The organism is Paenibacillus sp. FSL W7-1279 (genome assembly GCF_037969845.1).
Lineage (GTDB): Bacteria > Bacillota > Bacilli > Paenibacillales > Paenibacillaceae > Paenibacillus_AQ.
On record NZ_CP150215.1, the window covers coordinates 4881245 to 4896136 of the forward strand.

Below are 14892 nucleotides of genomic sequence, written 5' to 3' on the forward strand. Positions count from 1 at the left end.
TAATTATTTCACTTTACCTTTTAGTTTATATACATAGGCCAGCACTTCCGCTACGGCCTGGAACAGGTCTCCCGGAATCGAATCCCCGATTTCCGACCGTTGGTACAAAGCGCGTGCCAGCGGCTTATTTTCCATCGTTATAATTCCGTGTTCCTTCGCTATTTCTTTAATCCGCAAGGCCATGAAATCCTGACCCTTCGCAATGATCTGCGGAGCTTCCATCATGGACCCGTCATACTTGATCGCCACTGCAAAGTGGGTCGGGTTCGTGATGATAACGTCGGCATTCGGGACTTCCTGCATCATCCTCTGCAGTGCCATCCGACGCTGGCGTTCCCTGATCTTCCCTTTGATCAGCGGATCGCCCTCCATCTTCTTGTACTCGTCTTTGATGTCCTGTTTGGACATTCGAATGTTTTTTTCATAATCATATTTCTGATACATGTAATCCAAAACGGCCAGAATGATCAGCCCGATGGCAATCTTAAAACCAAGTGACATGGTGATATCCGCCACGAAATGAAAAATGGTGTCGGGTCCCATTGTCGACAAGGACGATAATCCTTCCCTGGCAGCCCACAAGGTGGTGTACACGAGGTAGCCGATGATGGTCAGTTTGATGACCGATTTCAAAAACTCGACCAAGGAACGCATCGAGAATATGTTCTTGAACCCTTTGATGGGATCGATTTTACTGAACTTCATTTTCAAAGTCTCGCCCGTCAGCATAAACCCGACCTGCAAGTAATTGGCGATCAGCGCAACAACGAACACCGAGATAAACAACGGAGCCAGCAGAAGCAATATTTGAACACCGTACTCCCCGAATAACTGCATCACATTGTCTTTCGTTACGTCCATGGAGAGCCGATTAATATAAATGTCAGTAAACAGTCGAACGGTGCGGTCTCTCATATACCCGCCGAAAATTAACAAGCAAAAGAATGCGGCCAGCAAAACCGATGCACCCGATACCTCCATACTTTTGGCAACTTGGCCTTTCTTACGTGTATCCTGGCGTTTCTTCGGTGTGGCTTTCTCCGTCTTTTCGCCAGCGAACAGCTGTAAGTCGACCGGATACCGGTATGACATCCGCTTCACCTCCATCCTCCTTAAGTCGGCCCGTCGCCAAGAACGCCGAGTAGCTGCCGGAGTGCTTCAAACATTTTGGCAAACAGATGATCAAATAGTGACACCAGCATTGGCATGAGCAGCATCAGCAGCACGAGTCCAACGATGATTTTGACGATTATACCGATAACAAATACATTGAACTGCGGCGCCGTCCTTGCCAGAAAGCCAAGCCCGACATCGGTCAGGAACAAAGCGGCTACCAGCGGAGCGGCCATTTGAAGTGCCAATACAAAGGAGTGCGAGAATGTCCGTACGAGAAAATCCGTCACATTACCGTCATGAATCTTCCCAAACACATCCCCCGTAATCGGAATCCAATCATAGCTGTACATAATCGCATCAAACAGGTAGTGATGGCCATTCATGCTCAGAAATACCAGTAGAGCAAGATAATACTTGAAGTTACCGATTAATGGGCTGGAAGTCCCTGTAAAAGGATCGATGACATTTGCCATGCTGAACCCGATCTGAATGTCAATTAATGCACCTGCCGTTTGAACGACGGTCATAATAAGATAAGCAGTGAAACCAAGCAGCAGTCCAACCAATACTTCCTGGACAATTAATATGACGTAAGACAGATCTTGCGGAACCACTTCTCCGAGCCCGAACGAAAAATATACGATCAGGGCGATGATGGCCGAAAGGCCTATTTTGTAAGAAGGGGGTATACCGCGTGAAGTAAACACTGGCGATATTACAAAAAAAGCTGTTATTCGACAAAATATAAGCATAAAAACAGGTAAACTTTGCTGCAACCATTCCATGGACACTCAGCCTATCCGATATATTTGTAGAGATTGTCCAAAATTCCGTGGGTAAAATCCACTAACGTCGTTAATATCCAAGGACCAAACAGCAATAATGATATAAGTACGATAATAATTTTTGGTACGAAAGCCAGCGTCTGTTCCTGGATTTGTGTTGTCGCTTGAAAAATACTGATGATAAGTCCGACAACCAGTGCGAGAACCAGCATCGGTGCGCTCACCTGGAGCACAATATAAACCGCTTGTCCTGCCAGACCGATAATAAATTCAGCGCTCACGGCTAAGTCCCCCTGTATTCGAATTACTTGCCGCTTATTGCTACGTGTTAAAGCTCATCAGCATGGATTTCACTACCAAATACCAGCCGTCTACCAGAACAAAGAGCAAAATCTTGAATGGCAGCGAGATCATGACCGGCGGCAGCATCATCATACCCATCGCCATCAGCACACTGGCAACCACGATATCGATGACCAGAAACGGAATGAAAATCATAAAGCCCATTTGAAAGCCCGTCTTCAGCTCACTAATGGCAAATGCCGGTACCAAAACCGTTAATGGAATATCCTCATAAGATTCGGGTTTCTCTGCGCCTGTGTAATTCATGAACAACAATAGATCCTTTTCCCGTGTGTGCGCGAACATGAACTTTTTCATAGGATCTTGAGCCTTATCCAGCGCTTCTGCTTGGGTGATCTCACCTTTCAGATAGGGCTGCAGCGCTACATCATTCATTGAAGACAACGTCGGAGCCATTACGAATAAGGTAAGAAACAGAGCCAGGCCGATCAACACTTGGTTTGGCGGTGTTTGCTGTGTGCCGAGCGAAGTACGGACAAAGCCAAGCACGATAACAATCCTTGTAAAACTAGTCATCAGCACCAGTATCGCCGGTGCAATGCTAAGAATGGTGATCAGGAGTATCAAGGACAAGGAGCTTGTCCCCGGTGTATCTCCCTCGTTGCCGATTTGAATATCGATGTTTGGAATCGGATCCGCAAATGCCGTATGGGAAAACAGAAATCCAAACAATATGAAAATCGCGATAGCGTACGAGATCTTTTTATTCATGAATCTTTATGATCCTCCCGCAGCAATTCTTCGACCTTTTCTTTCCGGTTCGGTACGCTGCGCAGCTTGGACTCGAACACTTCATGGAAAGAAGATGTATCGTCCAATTCCATTTCTTCCGGTGGTTTGTCTTTACGGAGTTTTGCCGCCAGTTTCGTTATAAAAGGCGGCAGTGCCCCATTATGTATTCCAGAATCCTGTTCAAATGCAGCTTGGATAAGCGCAACTTCAGCTGGATCAGAAATTTTGTCCACCAACCGGACGTCTTCGCCAACTCCGATCACATAGATGCTGCCCCCAATTTCGACGAGCTGAAGGGATTTGTTAGGGCCCATCCCAACCGCACCCAAAGTACGAATGGAGCGGCCCTGCATCCAGCTCTGATTCTTTCTGCTGAGAAAGCGAATCAGGAACACGATCAACGCAACGATGATGGCAAGTACGATAAAGACATAAAATAACTGTAAATAATACCCGGTAGTACTACTTGAGCCTAATCCATCAGAAGCTGCCATCATCATAAGAAGAACCCTTATACGCCAAGCGTCTTATTGATGGCTTCAATGACTCTGTCCGATTGGAACGGTTTAACGATAAAGTCCTTGGCTCCAGCTTGGATCGCATCAATAACCATCGCCTGTTGGCCCATGGCAGAGCACATAATCACTTTTGCATTCGCATCGACTTTTTTAATCTCTTTCAGCGCTGCGATACCATCCATTTCCGGCATCGTAATATCCATCGTAATCAGATCTGGACGAAGTTCTTTAAATTTCTCGATTGCTTGCGCACCGTCCTGTGCTTCTCCCACAACCTCGAATCCGTTTTTGACCAATATGTCACGGATCATCATTCTCATAAATGCAGCATCGTCCACAATCAGAATTCGGTTAGCCATTGATAAAAATCCTCCCTAAAATGTTTGTGCTATTGTAATTTTTGAATCCGGTCCCATTGGCTCACGATATCCGTCACGCGTACACCAAAGTTCTCATCGATGACAACGACCTCGCCCTTGGCAATCAGCTTATGATTGACAAGGATGTCTACAGGCTCACCGGCAAGCTTGTCCAGCTCGATGATCGAACCTTGCGACATTTCCAGGATATCCTTAATTTGCTTTTGAGTCCTCCCTAATTCTACGGTGACTTTAAGGGGAATGTCCATCAGTAAGTTCAGATTGTTTTCATCCACCTGGGTGTACGGCGCAGATTGCAGATTAGCAAACTGTACGGGCTGTACATTCACATTGCGATTCGGCATGCCGCCATATTGCTGCGGCTGCGCTTGGTAAGGCATCTGCGGCTGTCCATATGGCATGGATTGCGGGATCGGCCCTCCCTGTCCCTGCATTGGCTGGCCGTAGCCTTGTCCGTAGTCGTATCCTTGGCCCATATCATTGCCATTCACAGGGTTAGCCGGTGCTTGAGCCGGTTCCTGGGTACTGACAGGTGCTTCCACCGCCGGCGCGGCTTCCTGCTTCGCAGGCTGAGGCTCTTCCGTTCCGTTGATAAGCATGTGAACCATATCCTTGGAAAAATGAACGGGAAGCAGCTGCATAATGGTTGAATCAATAAGGTCACCGATAATTAATCGGAATGAAATCTTAATCAGTGTTTCATCCGGCGGAAGGTTGTTAACCCCTTCACCTTTTGCCATGTTCAGAATGTCAATGCCTGGCGGCGATATATTGACAAACCGGTTAAAAATCGTCGACATGCTCGTTGCGGAAGAGCCCATCATCTGGTTCATCGCTTCCTGAACGGCACTGATATGAATCTCGTTCAGTTCCTCTTCCACGGGGTTGCCTTCCCCGCCTAACATCAGATCAGCAATGACCTGAGCATCGCGTGTTTTAATGACTAGAGAGTTAATTCCTTCAAAACCATCTACATAAGTAACATGTACCGCTACATGCGGCTTCGGAAATTCTTCCTCAAACTCGCTTCGCTTAATGATCGACACTTTGGGTGTTGTTATATCCACTTTTTTGCCCAGCAAGGTAGACAGGGCGGTTGCAGCACTGCCAAAGGTAATGTTACCAATCTCGCCGAGCGCGTCCTGCTCTAAAGGTGTTAATACATCATCGACAGTCGCCGCCGAAGGAATTGATGCTGGTGATGCCATTTCCGACTGTTTTAACAAAGCGTCGATTTCTTCCTGGGATAAATAGTCTTTACTCGTCAAATTCTTCAGCTCCTTCGATGACAATTTCATCGATTTGTACAGCAACCCGGTCTTTTATCGTTCCGGGACTGCCAATAAACTTTAATCTGTCCCCAACCTTAATGGAAAGTCCATCATGCATCGGCTTGTTTAATGAGATGACGTCGCCGACGCTCAGTCCTAAAAATTCGGACACGGTGAGCTGTGAAACGCCCAGCTCGGCAACAATCGGAAGCTTGGCCTTACTTACACGCTGCTTAAGAGCATCTACTTCCTCTGGAACACTCGCTTTTTTCTCCGAGATAAACCATTGATGCGCCGATAGCTTGGACATGATCGGTTCCAGCACCACGTGCGGGATACACAGATTAATCATCCCCGTGGTATCGCCGATTTTGGTGCTAAGGGAAATTAGCGCAATGGTTTCGTTTGGAGAAACAATCTGCATAAATTGCGGATTCGTTTCCAATGCTTCAAGCCGCGGTGAGATGTCCAGCACCGTTTTCCATGCTTCCTGCAGACTGTCGAATGCCCGGCTGAAAATGCGTTCCATGATGATCGTCTCGATTTCGGTCATCGAGCTGATGGAAGTAGGAGCAATGCCTGTTCCTCCCAGCAAACGGTCCAGCATCGCGTAAGCAATGTTTGGATGGACCTCGAGCACCATGCGCCCGACAAGCGGTTCCGCCTCGAATATATTGAGAACTGTCATTTTGGGTATGGAGCGAATAAATTCATCATATGGAAGCTGTTCAACCTGCACCACGTTAATTTGCACAAAAGTGCGTAATTGCGCTGAGAAATATGTGGTCAAATATCGTGCAAAGTTCTCGTGAATGCGGGTTAAGCTCCGAATATGATCCTTGGAAAACCGGAGTGCCCTCTTAAAATCATAAGAACGAATTTTCTTTTGCGTTTCCTCTTTTTTCAGTTCTTCAGCATCCATTTCCCCTGAAGAGAGAGCGGCCAATAAGGCGTCGATCTCATTCTGCGATAAAACATCAACCATCTACTCACCCCCTTACAGGTCGTCCGACGAACAGTCTAGATTTCAGTGACGATAACATCTGTCATTTCAATTTGAATTAAACGTCCAGACGTTAACGACTTATTAACCAGATTCACCAGCTTAGCGTTAAATTGTTCGCGCCCCTTCGAATCATTCAGTAATTCGGGCTTCGTATCGGCCAACGTCTTGATAATAATCGGTTTAATCTTGATATTCTTGATTTTTTCGAATTCTTCCTTTGCTTTTTTGTCATTCAGCTGAAAAGCAAAGGACATCTGGGCGATATAGTTTGGTTCGGCTAAATTCGTCTTGATCCCGGCGATTTCCGATGTCATCGCCACGATCTCATCGGCAGAAAACTTAGGTAAAGCCGCTGCATTGGCTGAAGCCTGACTTTTACCGTTATCGCCAAGCAATTTATCCGACAATAGGAAGATCGCCAGAACAATCAGCGTAATGGATAACAGGATCGTAATTAACCAGGGGAGCATCTTTTTCATGAAGGTTCCTCCAATTGCTGCACTTTAATGGTAGCTTGATGAATGCCTACCTCGTGATGATACGCCTTAACGGAAGCGATGATTTCATTTGCACTTTCAAGCACAATCATGCGTTTTCCATTAATCAAAGTAATGTAGGTGTCAGGAGTCTCCTCAACCATTTCTATCAACAGCGCGTTAAGCCACAGCTGCGAACCGTTTAACCTCGTTACCGATATCATGGACAGCCTCCTTGTTTAATCAGGGAGGGGATTGCCCCTCCCTATCCATCCTTATCGTTTCAGATTGACAACTTCTTGAAGCACTTCGTCCGAAGTCGTGATAATCCGGGAGTTGGCTTGGAAGCCGCGCTGAGCGACGATCATTTCCGAAAATTCACCTGTCAGATCAACGTTGGACATTTCGAGCTGACCGGCAATAATCGCACCGGTTCCTTCTTCAGCATTGTTCCCTTCGAACATGACAGCATCCAGATCACCATCAGGGACTGCATTAAGCGTAACGCGATACATATTGCCGCCGATTTTCTCAAGACCTTCCGGATTCGGTACTTTCGCAATGCCGATGATGGCTCCCTCTTCCGTTGATCCGTCACTCATCTTCTGAATAATGGCGCCGTTTTGCGCAATCGTGAATGCTGTTACATCATCGCCCAACTGGATAGGATCACCATTTGCATCAAGAACGAGCATACCATCCGAAGTTACCAGGTTACGCGCTACGTCTATATGGAAGTCTCCAGCTCGGGTCAAGAAAGGCACATCTTGATCCTCGCTAAGCTTCACCATGAAAAAACCGTCTCCGTCGATTCTCAAGTCCGTTGGATTCGGAGACATCATCGCGCTGCCTGGGGTATGCATGGTATCAATCGAACCGATCGATACACCAAGACCGACCTGCTTCGCGTTTACACCACCGGATGGATCGTCGGTTCCCGGGGTAACACCGGACATCGTTTGACTTAGTACGTCTTTAAACATCACACGTCCCGCTTTAAACCCAACTGTATTTACGTTGGCAATGTTATTACCAATAACATCAAGCTTGGTTTGGAAACCTCTCATTCCGGAAATACCGGAATACATGGATCTTAACATCGATTTTCCTCCTTCAGTTATGGACCGCTTCTGTCGATCAGCGGCCGCCTGGCTTCCTCGCGGGCCAGCCAGATTTATGAAATAATTACTGCACTATCTATTTGCGTAAATACGTTATCCTTCATCGCGTTGCCATCCATTGCAGTGACTACGGTCCGATTCGGAATATTCACGATGAGAGCCATATCCTTCATCAGAATGAGTGACTCCTTGCTCCCCTTCGCCGCAGCTTTATCCACCGCGCTCTGGATCTGCGCAAGCTGATCACCCTTTAATTCAATGCCGCGCTGCTGAAGTCTCTTTGCCGCATGATTGCTGATTTTAAGCAGATTCTCATTTAAAAGTTCCTGAAACGTCCCAGCTGGCGGGTTAGCTTGAGCTTGCGTTTTACGCTCATTATGAAGTGCCGCGGGATGTATTTTTCCAGGGTATAAATGCCCTATCATCATGCGGTCACTCATGGCGCTACTCCCCCAGGCTCTTCTCCCCCTTGTCCAGGATCTACGGCCTCAGGAGCTGACGGCTCGGGATTGCCTGTTTCGGGTACGGAAGGATCGGGATTTGTTATTTCAGGTTCTGTCGGACCTGGACTGCTTGCGTCAGGTACGGAAGGACCCGGATTCGTTGTGTCAGGATCAATCGGACTTCGATTATTTGTATCAGGTACTGCAGGACCAGAAATCAACGCTTCTGGATCATTCTCGGTTACGGCGTTCTCGATTTTCACGATCTGGTCAAGCGATACTTCACTGTCGCCGACTTTGGCATAATGTACGCCTTCACGAACAATGATGGAATCTACGATACCGCTCTTCATGACGGAATCCGAACCATCCTCGAGCTTGAACATCCAGCTGATCTGTTTACCGATCAAACTTGAAGCAGCACCTAAAGACTGACTCATTGCCGTTAATTGAGTATTGATATTCATCAGCTGCTCCAGGGAAGTAAACTGGGCCATTTGGGCAATAAATTCCCGGTCCTGCATTGGCTGAAGCGGATCCTGATGCCTTAATTGCGTAATCAGGATGCTCAAGAACTGATCCTTTCCAAGCTCCTGGCCATTCCCGCTTTTACTGCTGACATTCCCTTTAGCATAATTGGGCCACATATTATTCGTAGACACCGGATTTGTTGCCATCCAAGCTCACCTCCTCACTGTTAGGCTTTAGCGGTAAATGTTCCTGCTTGTACCCGTTCATCGTCGGCTTGGTGCTCGGCAATCCAATCGTTTAGTTCTTCTGTCAGATTTGCTGCCAGCACGGCATCATCGGATGGTCTGTCCTTCTCCTTCGAGCGATGCTGTGACTGCTGCTGGCCTGATCCAGGCTGACGGCCGTCTTGATAAAGATTCGCATTGGAAGGCTGGCTGCTCTGTGTAACTTCAATTTTCTCGATCTGCAGTCCTTGTGCAATCAATGCGCTGCGAAGCTGTGCCATTTGCTGGTCAATCAGCTCTTTAGCATCTGTCGACCGCGTCATGAACTGGGCGATTAATTGGCCATTCTGCATCGTAAGTTTGATATCTACTTGACCCAGATGTTCCGGATTCAAGGAGATTCTCGCTTCCGTAAAACCGGTTTGTTTCACGATTTCAAGCTTATTAATAATGAAAGAAGTCATTTCGCTTGAGAAATTCTCAACAGGTACCGGCGGAGCTGCAGGTTTTACTGCAACTTGCGTTCCTGAACGCAGGGCTAGTTGTCCGGCCGTGACCGTTCCTTGCTCCAACAGCGAAACTCCTTCATTCATCATGAACTCAGATGCTGTACCCTCTACTTGAGTGCTCGTCGTCAGCGATGACCACTTGGCATTCGCCTGTCCCGTTGTTTGAGATGAAGCCGACTGTCCTGAAGTATTCGTGGATACAGTAGGCTGAGCGGCATCCGGCTGTTTTTGAGCAAGGATATGATCAAAGCTGCCGCTTGCTTTAGTCTCGCCAGTCCCAGTTCCTTGAACAAGCAAACCATGGAATGATTGGACAAGCTGTTTTACAGCAGCTTCGGTATTTAGATCCACCTGACCAGATTTGGAAAGCATCGATGCCAGCTGACTGATCGTATCCTGTACCGCGAATCGAATAGTCTCCGGTCTGGAAGCCAATGGAGACATCTCATTCCCACCCGCGTTCTCTTGTGCCTGGGAAGCAGCTCCGCTCAGCATAACATTCGCTTGCGTGAGCCAGTTCTGCAGCTCTTGCAATAGGGCTGGATCCTCCATCAATGCCTGGTCCATGGTGTCCAGCTCCTGCAGCAAACCTTGAAGCAATTCCATCAAGCCTTCAAGCGATCCATCGGTTTCCGAAGAATACTGCGTTAGCAAGGATTCCAGCTTGGCAGCGACTTCCGTCGATGTTGTTGAAGCGCTGTTCCCGCTGCTATTCATCTGGTAAGCCAGTGTCGCATCAAAGGAAACACCCGCTGTCGACTGACCCGCCGCGCTTGCCTTTCCGCTTCCCGAGGGACTGCTTACGGATGAAGACATATTTTGTACCGTTATTGTCATCGTCTTATTTCACCTCCCTTCCTGGGGATGGAGATTCATTTCAGAGCTTATTTAGAGCCCATCAGGCGATTCAATATCTTTGCTGCCAGCTCCGCATCTTTCGAGGACATCGCATTTAAAATCCGTGAACGCGTTGCATCATCCACTGTATTTAGAATGGTCATGGTCTTAGCAGGGCTGATCTTATACGTTTGCATCAGCAGTTCGGCAGCGTTGGCGGGTGTCATTCCGGCAAAGGTCTGATTCAACTGGTTTTTATCCAGATTGTCGGATGTCTTCTTCTGGGCCGCCTCTGTATCATTCTTCTTGAGCCTGGATTGCAGTGCCGCGATGGCCATATCTTCAGAAGTCTCGGCATCTTTAAGCATCATGGTTGCATCCGCGGCCGTTTTGGGATCCATTTTTTGCAGAATGGCAACCCGATTGCTGCTCTTCATCTGACTAAGCATAAGCACCATTTCTTCCAGCGTAAGGTTTTGCATGATCGGTGCCGCTTTGCTTGGACTCATGTCTGCGTAGAGCTTGGACAGTTCGCGAATTTGCTTGGTATACGCGTCTTCCTCTTCGGTCTCACCGCTTGTCGATGTACTCTGCATCGAATCAATTTGGGTTTCCAGCTCTTTCACCTTGTTTTCCTGCGCTGTTTTTTGCTCCGTTACTTCATTTAATGTTTCTTCGCGTTCGGCAAGCTGCTTCTTAAGTTCAACAATCGTTGCTTCCGCGCTTTCTTCCTGCTGCTTCGCTTCTTTGAGTTTCTGTTCTTCCGGGGTCAGCACCGGATCCGGGACCCAGTTCTTGACGACCGGAATTTTATTGGCTACATCGATGAGTCCATCCCGCACATCGGCTCTAAAAAATACGGCAAGCGCCCCGAGCAGTACAATCGTGAATATAGCAGGTACCAAAATCAACAGTATCCGTTCAAATCCTCCGCCTGATTCTTCCTTATCAAGCGGCATGTCTTTTCGTGCCACTCTCATTCCTCCTTCGCGGTCATAACCCTTCGGTGTTTGCAAACCTTATCGGGCTTTGATCGCAAAACGTACCGTCGCCATTTCGTCCAGCTCGTTTTGTTCCCGAAGGAGACTTTCATGCCGGAACTTTTCTTGGGATTTATCTCTTGCTTTCAGCCACACTTTTTCGTCTAGCATTTTGTCGGACAATACCTTCTGTTTCTTGGTTACATTGACATGAGCGATCCGTATGTCATCCCGCTTACGCTCAATGCATTCTTCCAAGTGCTCTGCGTATACCTGAATGTTTCGGATCTCAGCGACCGGCACGCACCGTGATGCAGCCTCCTGCTGAGCGTGATACATTTGATCCCGCATCTCATACAGCTCATTCAGACTTTTCTCCTCCGCCTGCAGCTTCCCGATGGCGCTTGACAGCATCCATTCGGCTTGCGTTTTCTCGTTGCTTTTCAGGTCTACGATTTTCTGGAATGCATAATGAAATTTCATTCTTCAAGTCATCTCCTTGAAAACTCGGAAATCAAACGTTCCTGAACCTCATTCAATGTTGTCTTCTCATTCACTTTTTGCTTCGTGAAATCCCATATTCGCCCGATATATTCAATCGATTCATCGATATCGGCATTCGAGCCCTGTTGATACGCCCCGATATTGATCAAATCCTCCGAGTCCTTATATATCGCCATCAGTCGCTTTACGTTCTCGGAAGCATCGATTTGTTCTTCTGGAGATATATCTTTCATCACCCGGCTAATGCTAGCCAGCACATCGATGGCCGGAAAATGCCCTTTATTTGCGATATTCCGGTTTAGAACGATGTGACCATCAAGTATGCCTCTGACCGCATCCGCGATCGGTTCGTTCATATCATCACCATCTACCAACACCGTATAAAAGGCTGTAATCGAGCCCGTTGGCCCTGTGCCTGCTCGTTCCAGAAGCTTCGGCAGACTGGCAAATACAGACGGAGTATAACCGCGCATGGCCGGCGGCTCTCCTACGGCTAGTCCTACTTCTCGCTGTGCCATCGCATAGCGGGTAACGGAATCCATCATCAGCATCACATTCAGGCCGCGATCCCTGAAATACTCGGCGATCGTTGTAGCGATCAAGGCCCCTTTAATGCGGATGAGTGCCGGTTGATCCGAGGTCGCAACAATTACGACGGACCGTTTTAACCCTTCGGGACCCAAATCCCGTTCTATGAAATCCAGCACTTCGCGTCCACGTTCCCCGATCAAAGCTATGACATTGACATCGGCAGAAGTGTTTCTCGCGATCATTCCCATCAGGGTACTCTTCCCGACACCGGATCCGGCGAATATACCGACCCGCTGGCCTTTGCCGATGGAGAGCAATCCGTCAATCGCGCGGACGCCGATGCTGATCGGCTCCTGAACCCTCGGCCTATTAAGCGGGTTCTGTGGAACGTTATGGGTTGAATAGTGCGGCATGCGCGCCGGAATGATAGATCCGTCCAGCGGTTGTCCCAATCCGTCGAGCACTTTGCCAAGCAGTTCCGAACCCACTTGCACGCTCAGTGGTTTGCCGGTACCGACTACATCACAGCCAGGACCAATGGAGTGAAGCTCGCCGAGAGGCATCAGCAACACCTTATTGTCTCTGAAACCCACGACCTCCGCCTTGAGCGGCTTGGTTTGCTTCGTGGGATAGATATAACAAACATCGCCGATGCTTGCATCCGGCCCTTCGGACTCCACCATCAGTCCGATTACCTGTGTAACTTTACCATTGATGCGAACGGGGTCCAGATGCTTCAGATGATCCATGTACCGCGCGCTATTCAGCTTCTTCATCTTGATTTCTCCGTTCCTCGTCATCAAGAGCGAACCGCACGAGCTCTTTTTTGATCTCGGATAGCTGTGTATCGATCCGGGCATCCACGCTTCCGAAAGAAGACCTGATCACGCAGCCGCGATCCTTAACCGTGGAATCCGGCAAAATTTGAAGTTCTGCCTGAGAGTCGATCGATAATCCGAGCTCTTCCCGTGCCGCGTATACAAATTCGAATTGTTCAGGAGCTACGCAGAGGGAGATGACTCCTTTTTCCCGCTTGCGTGCCAGATTCTTTCGAATCAGCTCCAGCGTGAAATCAGGTTCGATCGTCAGCTGACGATCCAGTACTTTCTCCGCGATGCTGCAGCTGAGCTCCACCAAAAAAGGCTCCGCTTCCTGAATTAGATCATCCTTGGCTTGATGGGCAAGCTGAAGCAATTCACTCGCCTGTAATGTCGCTTGCTCCATCAATTCCTTCATCTCAAGCTCTGCCTTGGCTGAACCTTCGGCATATCCTTGATTAAAGCCTTCCATCTTCAGCGTTTCGGACAAATCCTCGTCCTGAAGCCTTCTGTCGGTCCACCACGCTTCAATCTGCTGCTGCGCTTCGGCCAACAGCCGTTCCGCCTCTTCCGAAGCTTCGCGGATTTGTCGTTCGGCAAACTCCTGAGCATCTTTTAGCATCTCATGCTTTAAACGTTCGGCTTCAGCCAGTGTTTGTACGGCAGCCGGCTCGGCAGTCGGTGGAGTATATTCCTCTACCGTTTCCTCGGTTGGCGAAGCGTAACGACGAGCAAGATCCAACTCTTTCAACACATCCATCGGTTTATAGTGGGACGATTTGATCAAGTTAGACAATGATGTCATCTCCTCCACCACGGGCAATAATGACCTCGCCCGCTTCTTCGAGTCTTCGGATCGTGCTTACAATCCGAGTCTGAGCTTCCTCCACATCACGCAGCCGCACCGGTCCCATGTATTCCATCTCTTCGCGGAAGGTTTCGGCCATGCGCTTGGACATGTTGCGGAAAATGACGTCCCGTACTTCTTCGCTTGCCACCTTGAGTGCAAGCTGAAGATCGGCGTTCTCGACATCGCGGATAATACGCTGGATCGAACGGTTGTCCACGTTGACGATATCCTCGAATACGAACATCCGCTTCTTGATTTCTTCGGCGAGCTCGGGATCCTGGATTTCCAGGGAATCGAGGATCGTTCGTTCCGTACCGCGATCCACACCGTTCAGAATTTGAACGATGGATTCAATGCCACCCGCACTCGTGTAATCCTGAGTAACCGTCGCCGACAGCTTCTGTTCCAGCACGCGTTCAACCTGGGCGATGACTTCTGGTGAAGTACTGTCCATGACTGCAACCCTACGCGCTACTTCGGCCTGCTTCTCTTGCGGAAGTGAAGATAGGATTGCGGATGCCTGCTCGTATTGAAGATACGACAAGACGAGTGCAATGGTCTGTGCATTTTCGTTCTGGATAAAGTTCAGAATTTGGCTTGGGTCCGCTTTGCGGGCAAAGTCAAACGGTCTTACTTGAAGCGTTGCTGTCAGTCTGTTGATCACTTCCATCGCTTTTTGCTGTCCAAGCGCCTTCTCCAAAATCTCTTTAGCGTAATTAATACCGCCTTGCGAGATGTATTCCTGGGCCAGGCAAATTTGATGGAATTCCTGAATAATGCTATCTTTTTCATCACTGTCGACTTTACGAACATTCGCAATCTCCAGCGTCAATTGTTCAATTTCTTCATCTCGAAGATGTTTAAATATTTGAGCAGACACTTCCGGGCCAAGTGTAATGAGCAGTATAGCCGCTTTTTGACGTCCGCTTAACATTTGGTTATTTCCCTTAGCCAATG

At 48.3% G+C, this 14892-nt stretch carries 19 protein-coding genes; all 19 read right to left on the reverse strand.

Annotation, left to right across the window (positions count from 1 at the left end; all coding sequences use genetic code 11):
• Nucleotides 1-3: 3 nt before the first annotated feature.
• Nucleotides 4-1092, reverse strand: a complete 1089-nt coding sequence (gene flhB / locus MKY82_RS21735; protein WP_194544873.1) for a flagellar biosynthesis protein FlhB — start codon at nucleotides 1090-1092, stop codon at nucleotides 4-6.
• A 20-nt stretch (nucleotides 1093-1112) separates the two neighbouring features.
• The gene (gene fliR / locus MKY82_RS21740; RefSeq protein WP_194543567.1) at nucleotides 1113-1901 is read right to left on the reverse strand and encodes a flagellar biosynthetic protein FliR; all 789 of its coding nucleotides are present in this window, start codon (nucleotides 1899-1901) and stop codon (nucleotides 1113-1115) included.
• A gap of 11 nt (nucleotides 1902-1912) precedes the next feature.
• Nucleotides 1913-2182 (reverse strand): flagellar biosynthesis protein FliQ, encoded by a 270-nt coding sequence (gene fliQ, locus MKY82_RS21745; RefSeq protein WP_071220092.1) that lies wholly within the window; start codon nucleotides 2180-2182, stop codon nucleotides 1913-1915.
• 40 nt (nucleotides 2183-2222) lie between these two features.
• Nucleotides 2223-2975 (reverse strand): flagellar type III secretion system pore protein FliP, encoded by a 753-nt coding sequence (gene fliP / locus MKY82_RS21750; RefSeq protein WP_076324981.1) that lies wholly within the window; start codon nucleotides 2973-2975, stop codon nucleotides 2223-2225.
• Nucleotides 2972-3496 carry a flagellar biosynthetic protein FliO gene (locus MKY82_RS21755; RefSeq protein ID WP_071220090.1) on the reverse strand — a complete coding sequence of 175 codons (525 nt, stop codon included), beginning with the start codon at nucleotides 3494-3496 and terminating at the stop codon, nucleotides 2972-2974. The genes fliP and MKY82_RS21755 overlap by 4 nt, the downstream gene beginning before the upstream one ends.
• Before the next feature lie 11 nt (nucleotides 3497-3507).
• On the reverse strand, nucleotides 3508-3873 hold the full coding sequence (locus MKY82_RS21760; RefSeq protein ID WP_006211317.1) for a response regulator: 366 nt from the start codon (nucleotides 3871-3873) through the stop codon (nucleotides 3508-3510).
• A gap of 29 nt (nucleotides 3874-3902) precedes the next feature.
• Nucleotides 3903-5162 carry a flagellar motor switch phosphatase FliY gene (gene fliY / locus MKY82_RS21765; protein ID WP_194543568.1) on the reverse strand — a complete coding sequence of 420 codons (1260 nt, stop codon included), beginning with the start codon at nucleotides 5160-5162 and terminating at the stop codon, nucleotides 3903-3905.
• Complete coding sequence (gene fliM, locus MKY82_RS21770) at nucleotides 5152-6150, reverse strand: flagellar motor switch protein FliM (RefSeq protein ID WP_071220088.1); 999 nt, start codon at nucleotides 6148-6150, stop codon at nucleotides 5152-5154. Before fliM ends, fliY begins: the two co-directional genes overlap by 11 nt.
• A 35-nt stretch (nucleotides 6151-6185) precedes the next feature.
• Entirely contained in the window at nucleotides 6186-6650 is a 465-nt protein-coding gene (locus MKY82_RS21775; protein ID WP_194543569.1) for a flagellar basal body-associated FliL family protein, read from the reverse strand.
• The gene (locus tag MKY82_RS21780) at nucleotides 6647-6871 is read right to left on the reverse strand and encodes a flagellar FlbD family protein (RefSeq protein ID WP_009594749.1); all 225 of its coding nucleotides are present in this window, start codon (nucleotides 6869-6871) and stop codon (nucleotides 6647-6649) included. Before MKY82_RS21780 ends, MKY82_RS21775 begins: the two co-directional genes overlap by 4 nt.
• A gap of 51 nt (nucleotides 6872-6922) precedes the next feature.
• Complete coding sequence (locus MKY82_RS21785) at nucleotides 6923-7747, reverse strand: flagellar hook-basal body complex protein (protein WP_339218331.1); 825 nt, start codon at nucleotides 7745-7747, stop codon at nucleotides 6923-6925.
• 74 nt (nucleotides 7748-7821) lie between these two features.
• Complete coding sequence (locus MKY82_RS21790; protein WP_339218332.1) at nucleotides 7822-8208, reverse strand: TIGR02530 family flagellar biosynthesis protein; 387 nt, start codon at nucleotides 8206-8208, stop codon at nucleotides 7822-7824.
• Nucleotides 8205-8888 carry a flagellar hook capping FlgD N-terminal domain-containing protein gene (locus MKY82_RS21795; protein ID WP_339294315.1) on the reverse strand — a complete coding sequence of 228 codons (684 nt, stop codon included), beginning with the start codon at nucleotides 8886-8888 and terminating at the stop codon, nucleotides 8205-8207. Before MKY82_RS21795 ends, MKY82_RS21790 begins: the two co-directional genes overlap by 4 nt.
• Nucleotides 8889-8908: 20 nt before the next feature.
• On the reverse strand, nucleotides 8909-10252 hold the full coding sequence (locus MKY82_RS21800) for a flagellar hook-length control protein FliK (protein WP_339294316.1): 1344 nt from the start codon (nucleotides 10250-10252) through the stop codon (nucleotides 8909-8911).
• Between the two features lie 47 nt (nucleotides 10253-10299).
• Nucleotides 10300-11232: a kinesin gene (locus tag MKY82_RS21805; RefSeq protein WP_194543573.1), complete on the reverse strand. Its 933-nt coding sequence runs from the start codon at nucleotides 11230-11232 to the stop codon at nucleotides 10300-10302.
• Between the two features lie 39 nt (nucleotides 11233-11271).
• A complete protein-coding gene (gene fliJ, locus MKY82_RS21810; protein WP_100538075.1) occupies nucleotides 11272-11715 on the reverse strand; it encodes a flagellar export protein FliJ in 444 nt (147 codons plus the stop codon).
• An 8-nt stretch (nucleotides 11716-11723) separates the two neighbouring features.
• Nucleotides 11724-13043: a flagellar protein export ATPase FliI gene (gene fliI / locus MKY82_RS21815; protein WP_194543574.1), complete on the reverse strand. Its 1320-nt coding sequence runs from the start codon at nucleotides 13041-13043 to the stop codon at nucleotides 11724-11726.
• Nucleotides 13027-13881, reverse strand: a complete 855-nt coding sequence (locus MKY82_RS21820; RefSeq protein ID WP_194543575.1) for a FliH/SctL family protein — start codon at nucleotides 13879-13881, stop codon at nucleotides 13027-13029. Before MKY82_RS21820 ends, fliI begins: the two co-directional genes overlap by 17 nt.
• Entirely contained in the window at nucleotides 13874-14890 is a 1017-nt protein-coding gene (gene fliG, locus MKY82_RS21825; protein ID WP_071220479.1) for a flagellar motor switch protein FliG, read from the reverse strand. The genes MKY82_RS21820 and fliG overlap by 8 nt, the downstream gene beginning before the upstream one ends.
• Nucleotides 14891-14892 lie beyond the last annotated feature (2 nt).

What these genes read in the sequence shown, in the direction of transcription:
- flhB (WP_194544873.1), bottom strand. Translation starts at nt 1,092, where the DNA reads ATGTCATACCGGTATCCGGTCGACTTACAGCTGTTCGCTGGCGAAAAG.
- fliP (WP_076324981.1), bottom strand. Translation starts at nt 2,975, where the DNA reads ATGAATAAAAAGATCTCGTACGCTATCGCGATTTTCATATTGTTTGGA.
- fliM (WP_071220088.1), bottom strand. Translation starts at nt 6,150, where the DNA reads ATGGTTGATGTTTTATCGCAGAATGAGATCGACGCCTTATTGGCCGCT.
- MKY82_RS21800 (WP_339294316.1), bottom strand. Translation starts at nt 10,252, where the DNA reads ATGACAATAACGGTACAAAATATGTCTTCATCCGTAAGCAGTCCCTCG.
- MKY82_RS21760 (WP_006211317.1), bottom strand. Translation starts at nt 3,873, where the DNA reads ATGGCTAACCGAATTCTGATTGTGGACGATGCTGCATTTATGAGAATG.
- MKY82_RS21755 (WP_071220090.1), bottom strand. Translation starts at nt 3,496, where the DNA reads ATGATGATGGCAGCTTCTGATGGATTAGGCTCAAGTAGTACTACCGGG.
- MKY82_RS21790 (WP_339218332.1), bottom strand. Translation starts at nt 8,208, where the DNA reads ATGAGTGACCGCATGATGATAGGGCATTTATACCCTGGAAAAATACAT.
- fliI (WP_194543574.1), bottom strand. Translation starts at nt 13,043, where the DNA reads ATGAAGAAGCTGAATAGCGCGCGGTACATGGATCATCTGAAGCATCTG.
- MKY82_RS21795 (WP_339294315.1), bottom strand. Translation starts at nt 8,888, where the DNA reads ATGGCAACAAATCCGGTGTCTACGAATAATATGTGGCCCAATTATGCT.
- MKY82_RS21780 (WP_009594749.1), bottom strand. Translation starts at nt 6,871, where the DNA reads ATGATATCGGTAACGAGGTTAAACGGTTCGCAGCTGTGGCTTAACGCG.
- MKY82_RS21805 (WP_194543573.1), bottom strand. Translation starts at nt 11,232, where the DNA reads ATGAGAGTGGCACGAAAAGACATGCCGCTTGATAAGGAAGAATCAGGC.
- MKY82_RS21785 (WP_339218331.1), bottom strand. Translation starts at nt 7,747, where the DNA reads ATGTTAAGATCCATGTATTCCGGTATTTCCGGAATGAGAGGTTTCCAA.
- fliR (WP_194543567.1), bottom strand. Translation starts at nt 1,901, where the DNA reads ATGGAATGGTTGCAGCAAAGTTTACCTGTTTTTATGCTTATATTTTGT.
- fliJ (WP_100538075.1), bottom strand. Translation starts at nt 11,715, where the DNA reads ATGAAATTTCATTATGCATTCCAGAAAATCGTAGACCTGAAAAGCAAC.
- MKY82_RS21775 (WP_194543569.1), bottom strand. Translation starts at nt 6,650, where the DNA reads ATGAAAAAGATGCTCCCCTGGTTAATTACGATCCTGTTATCCATTACG.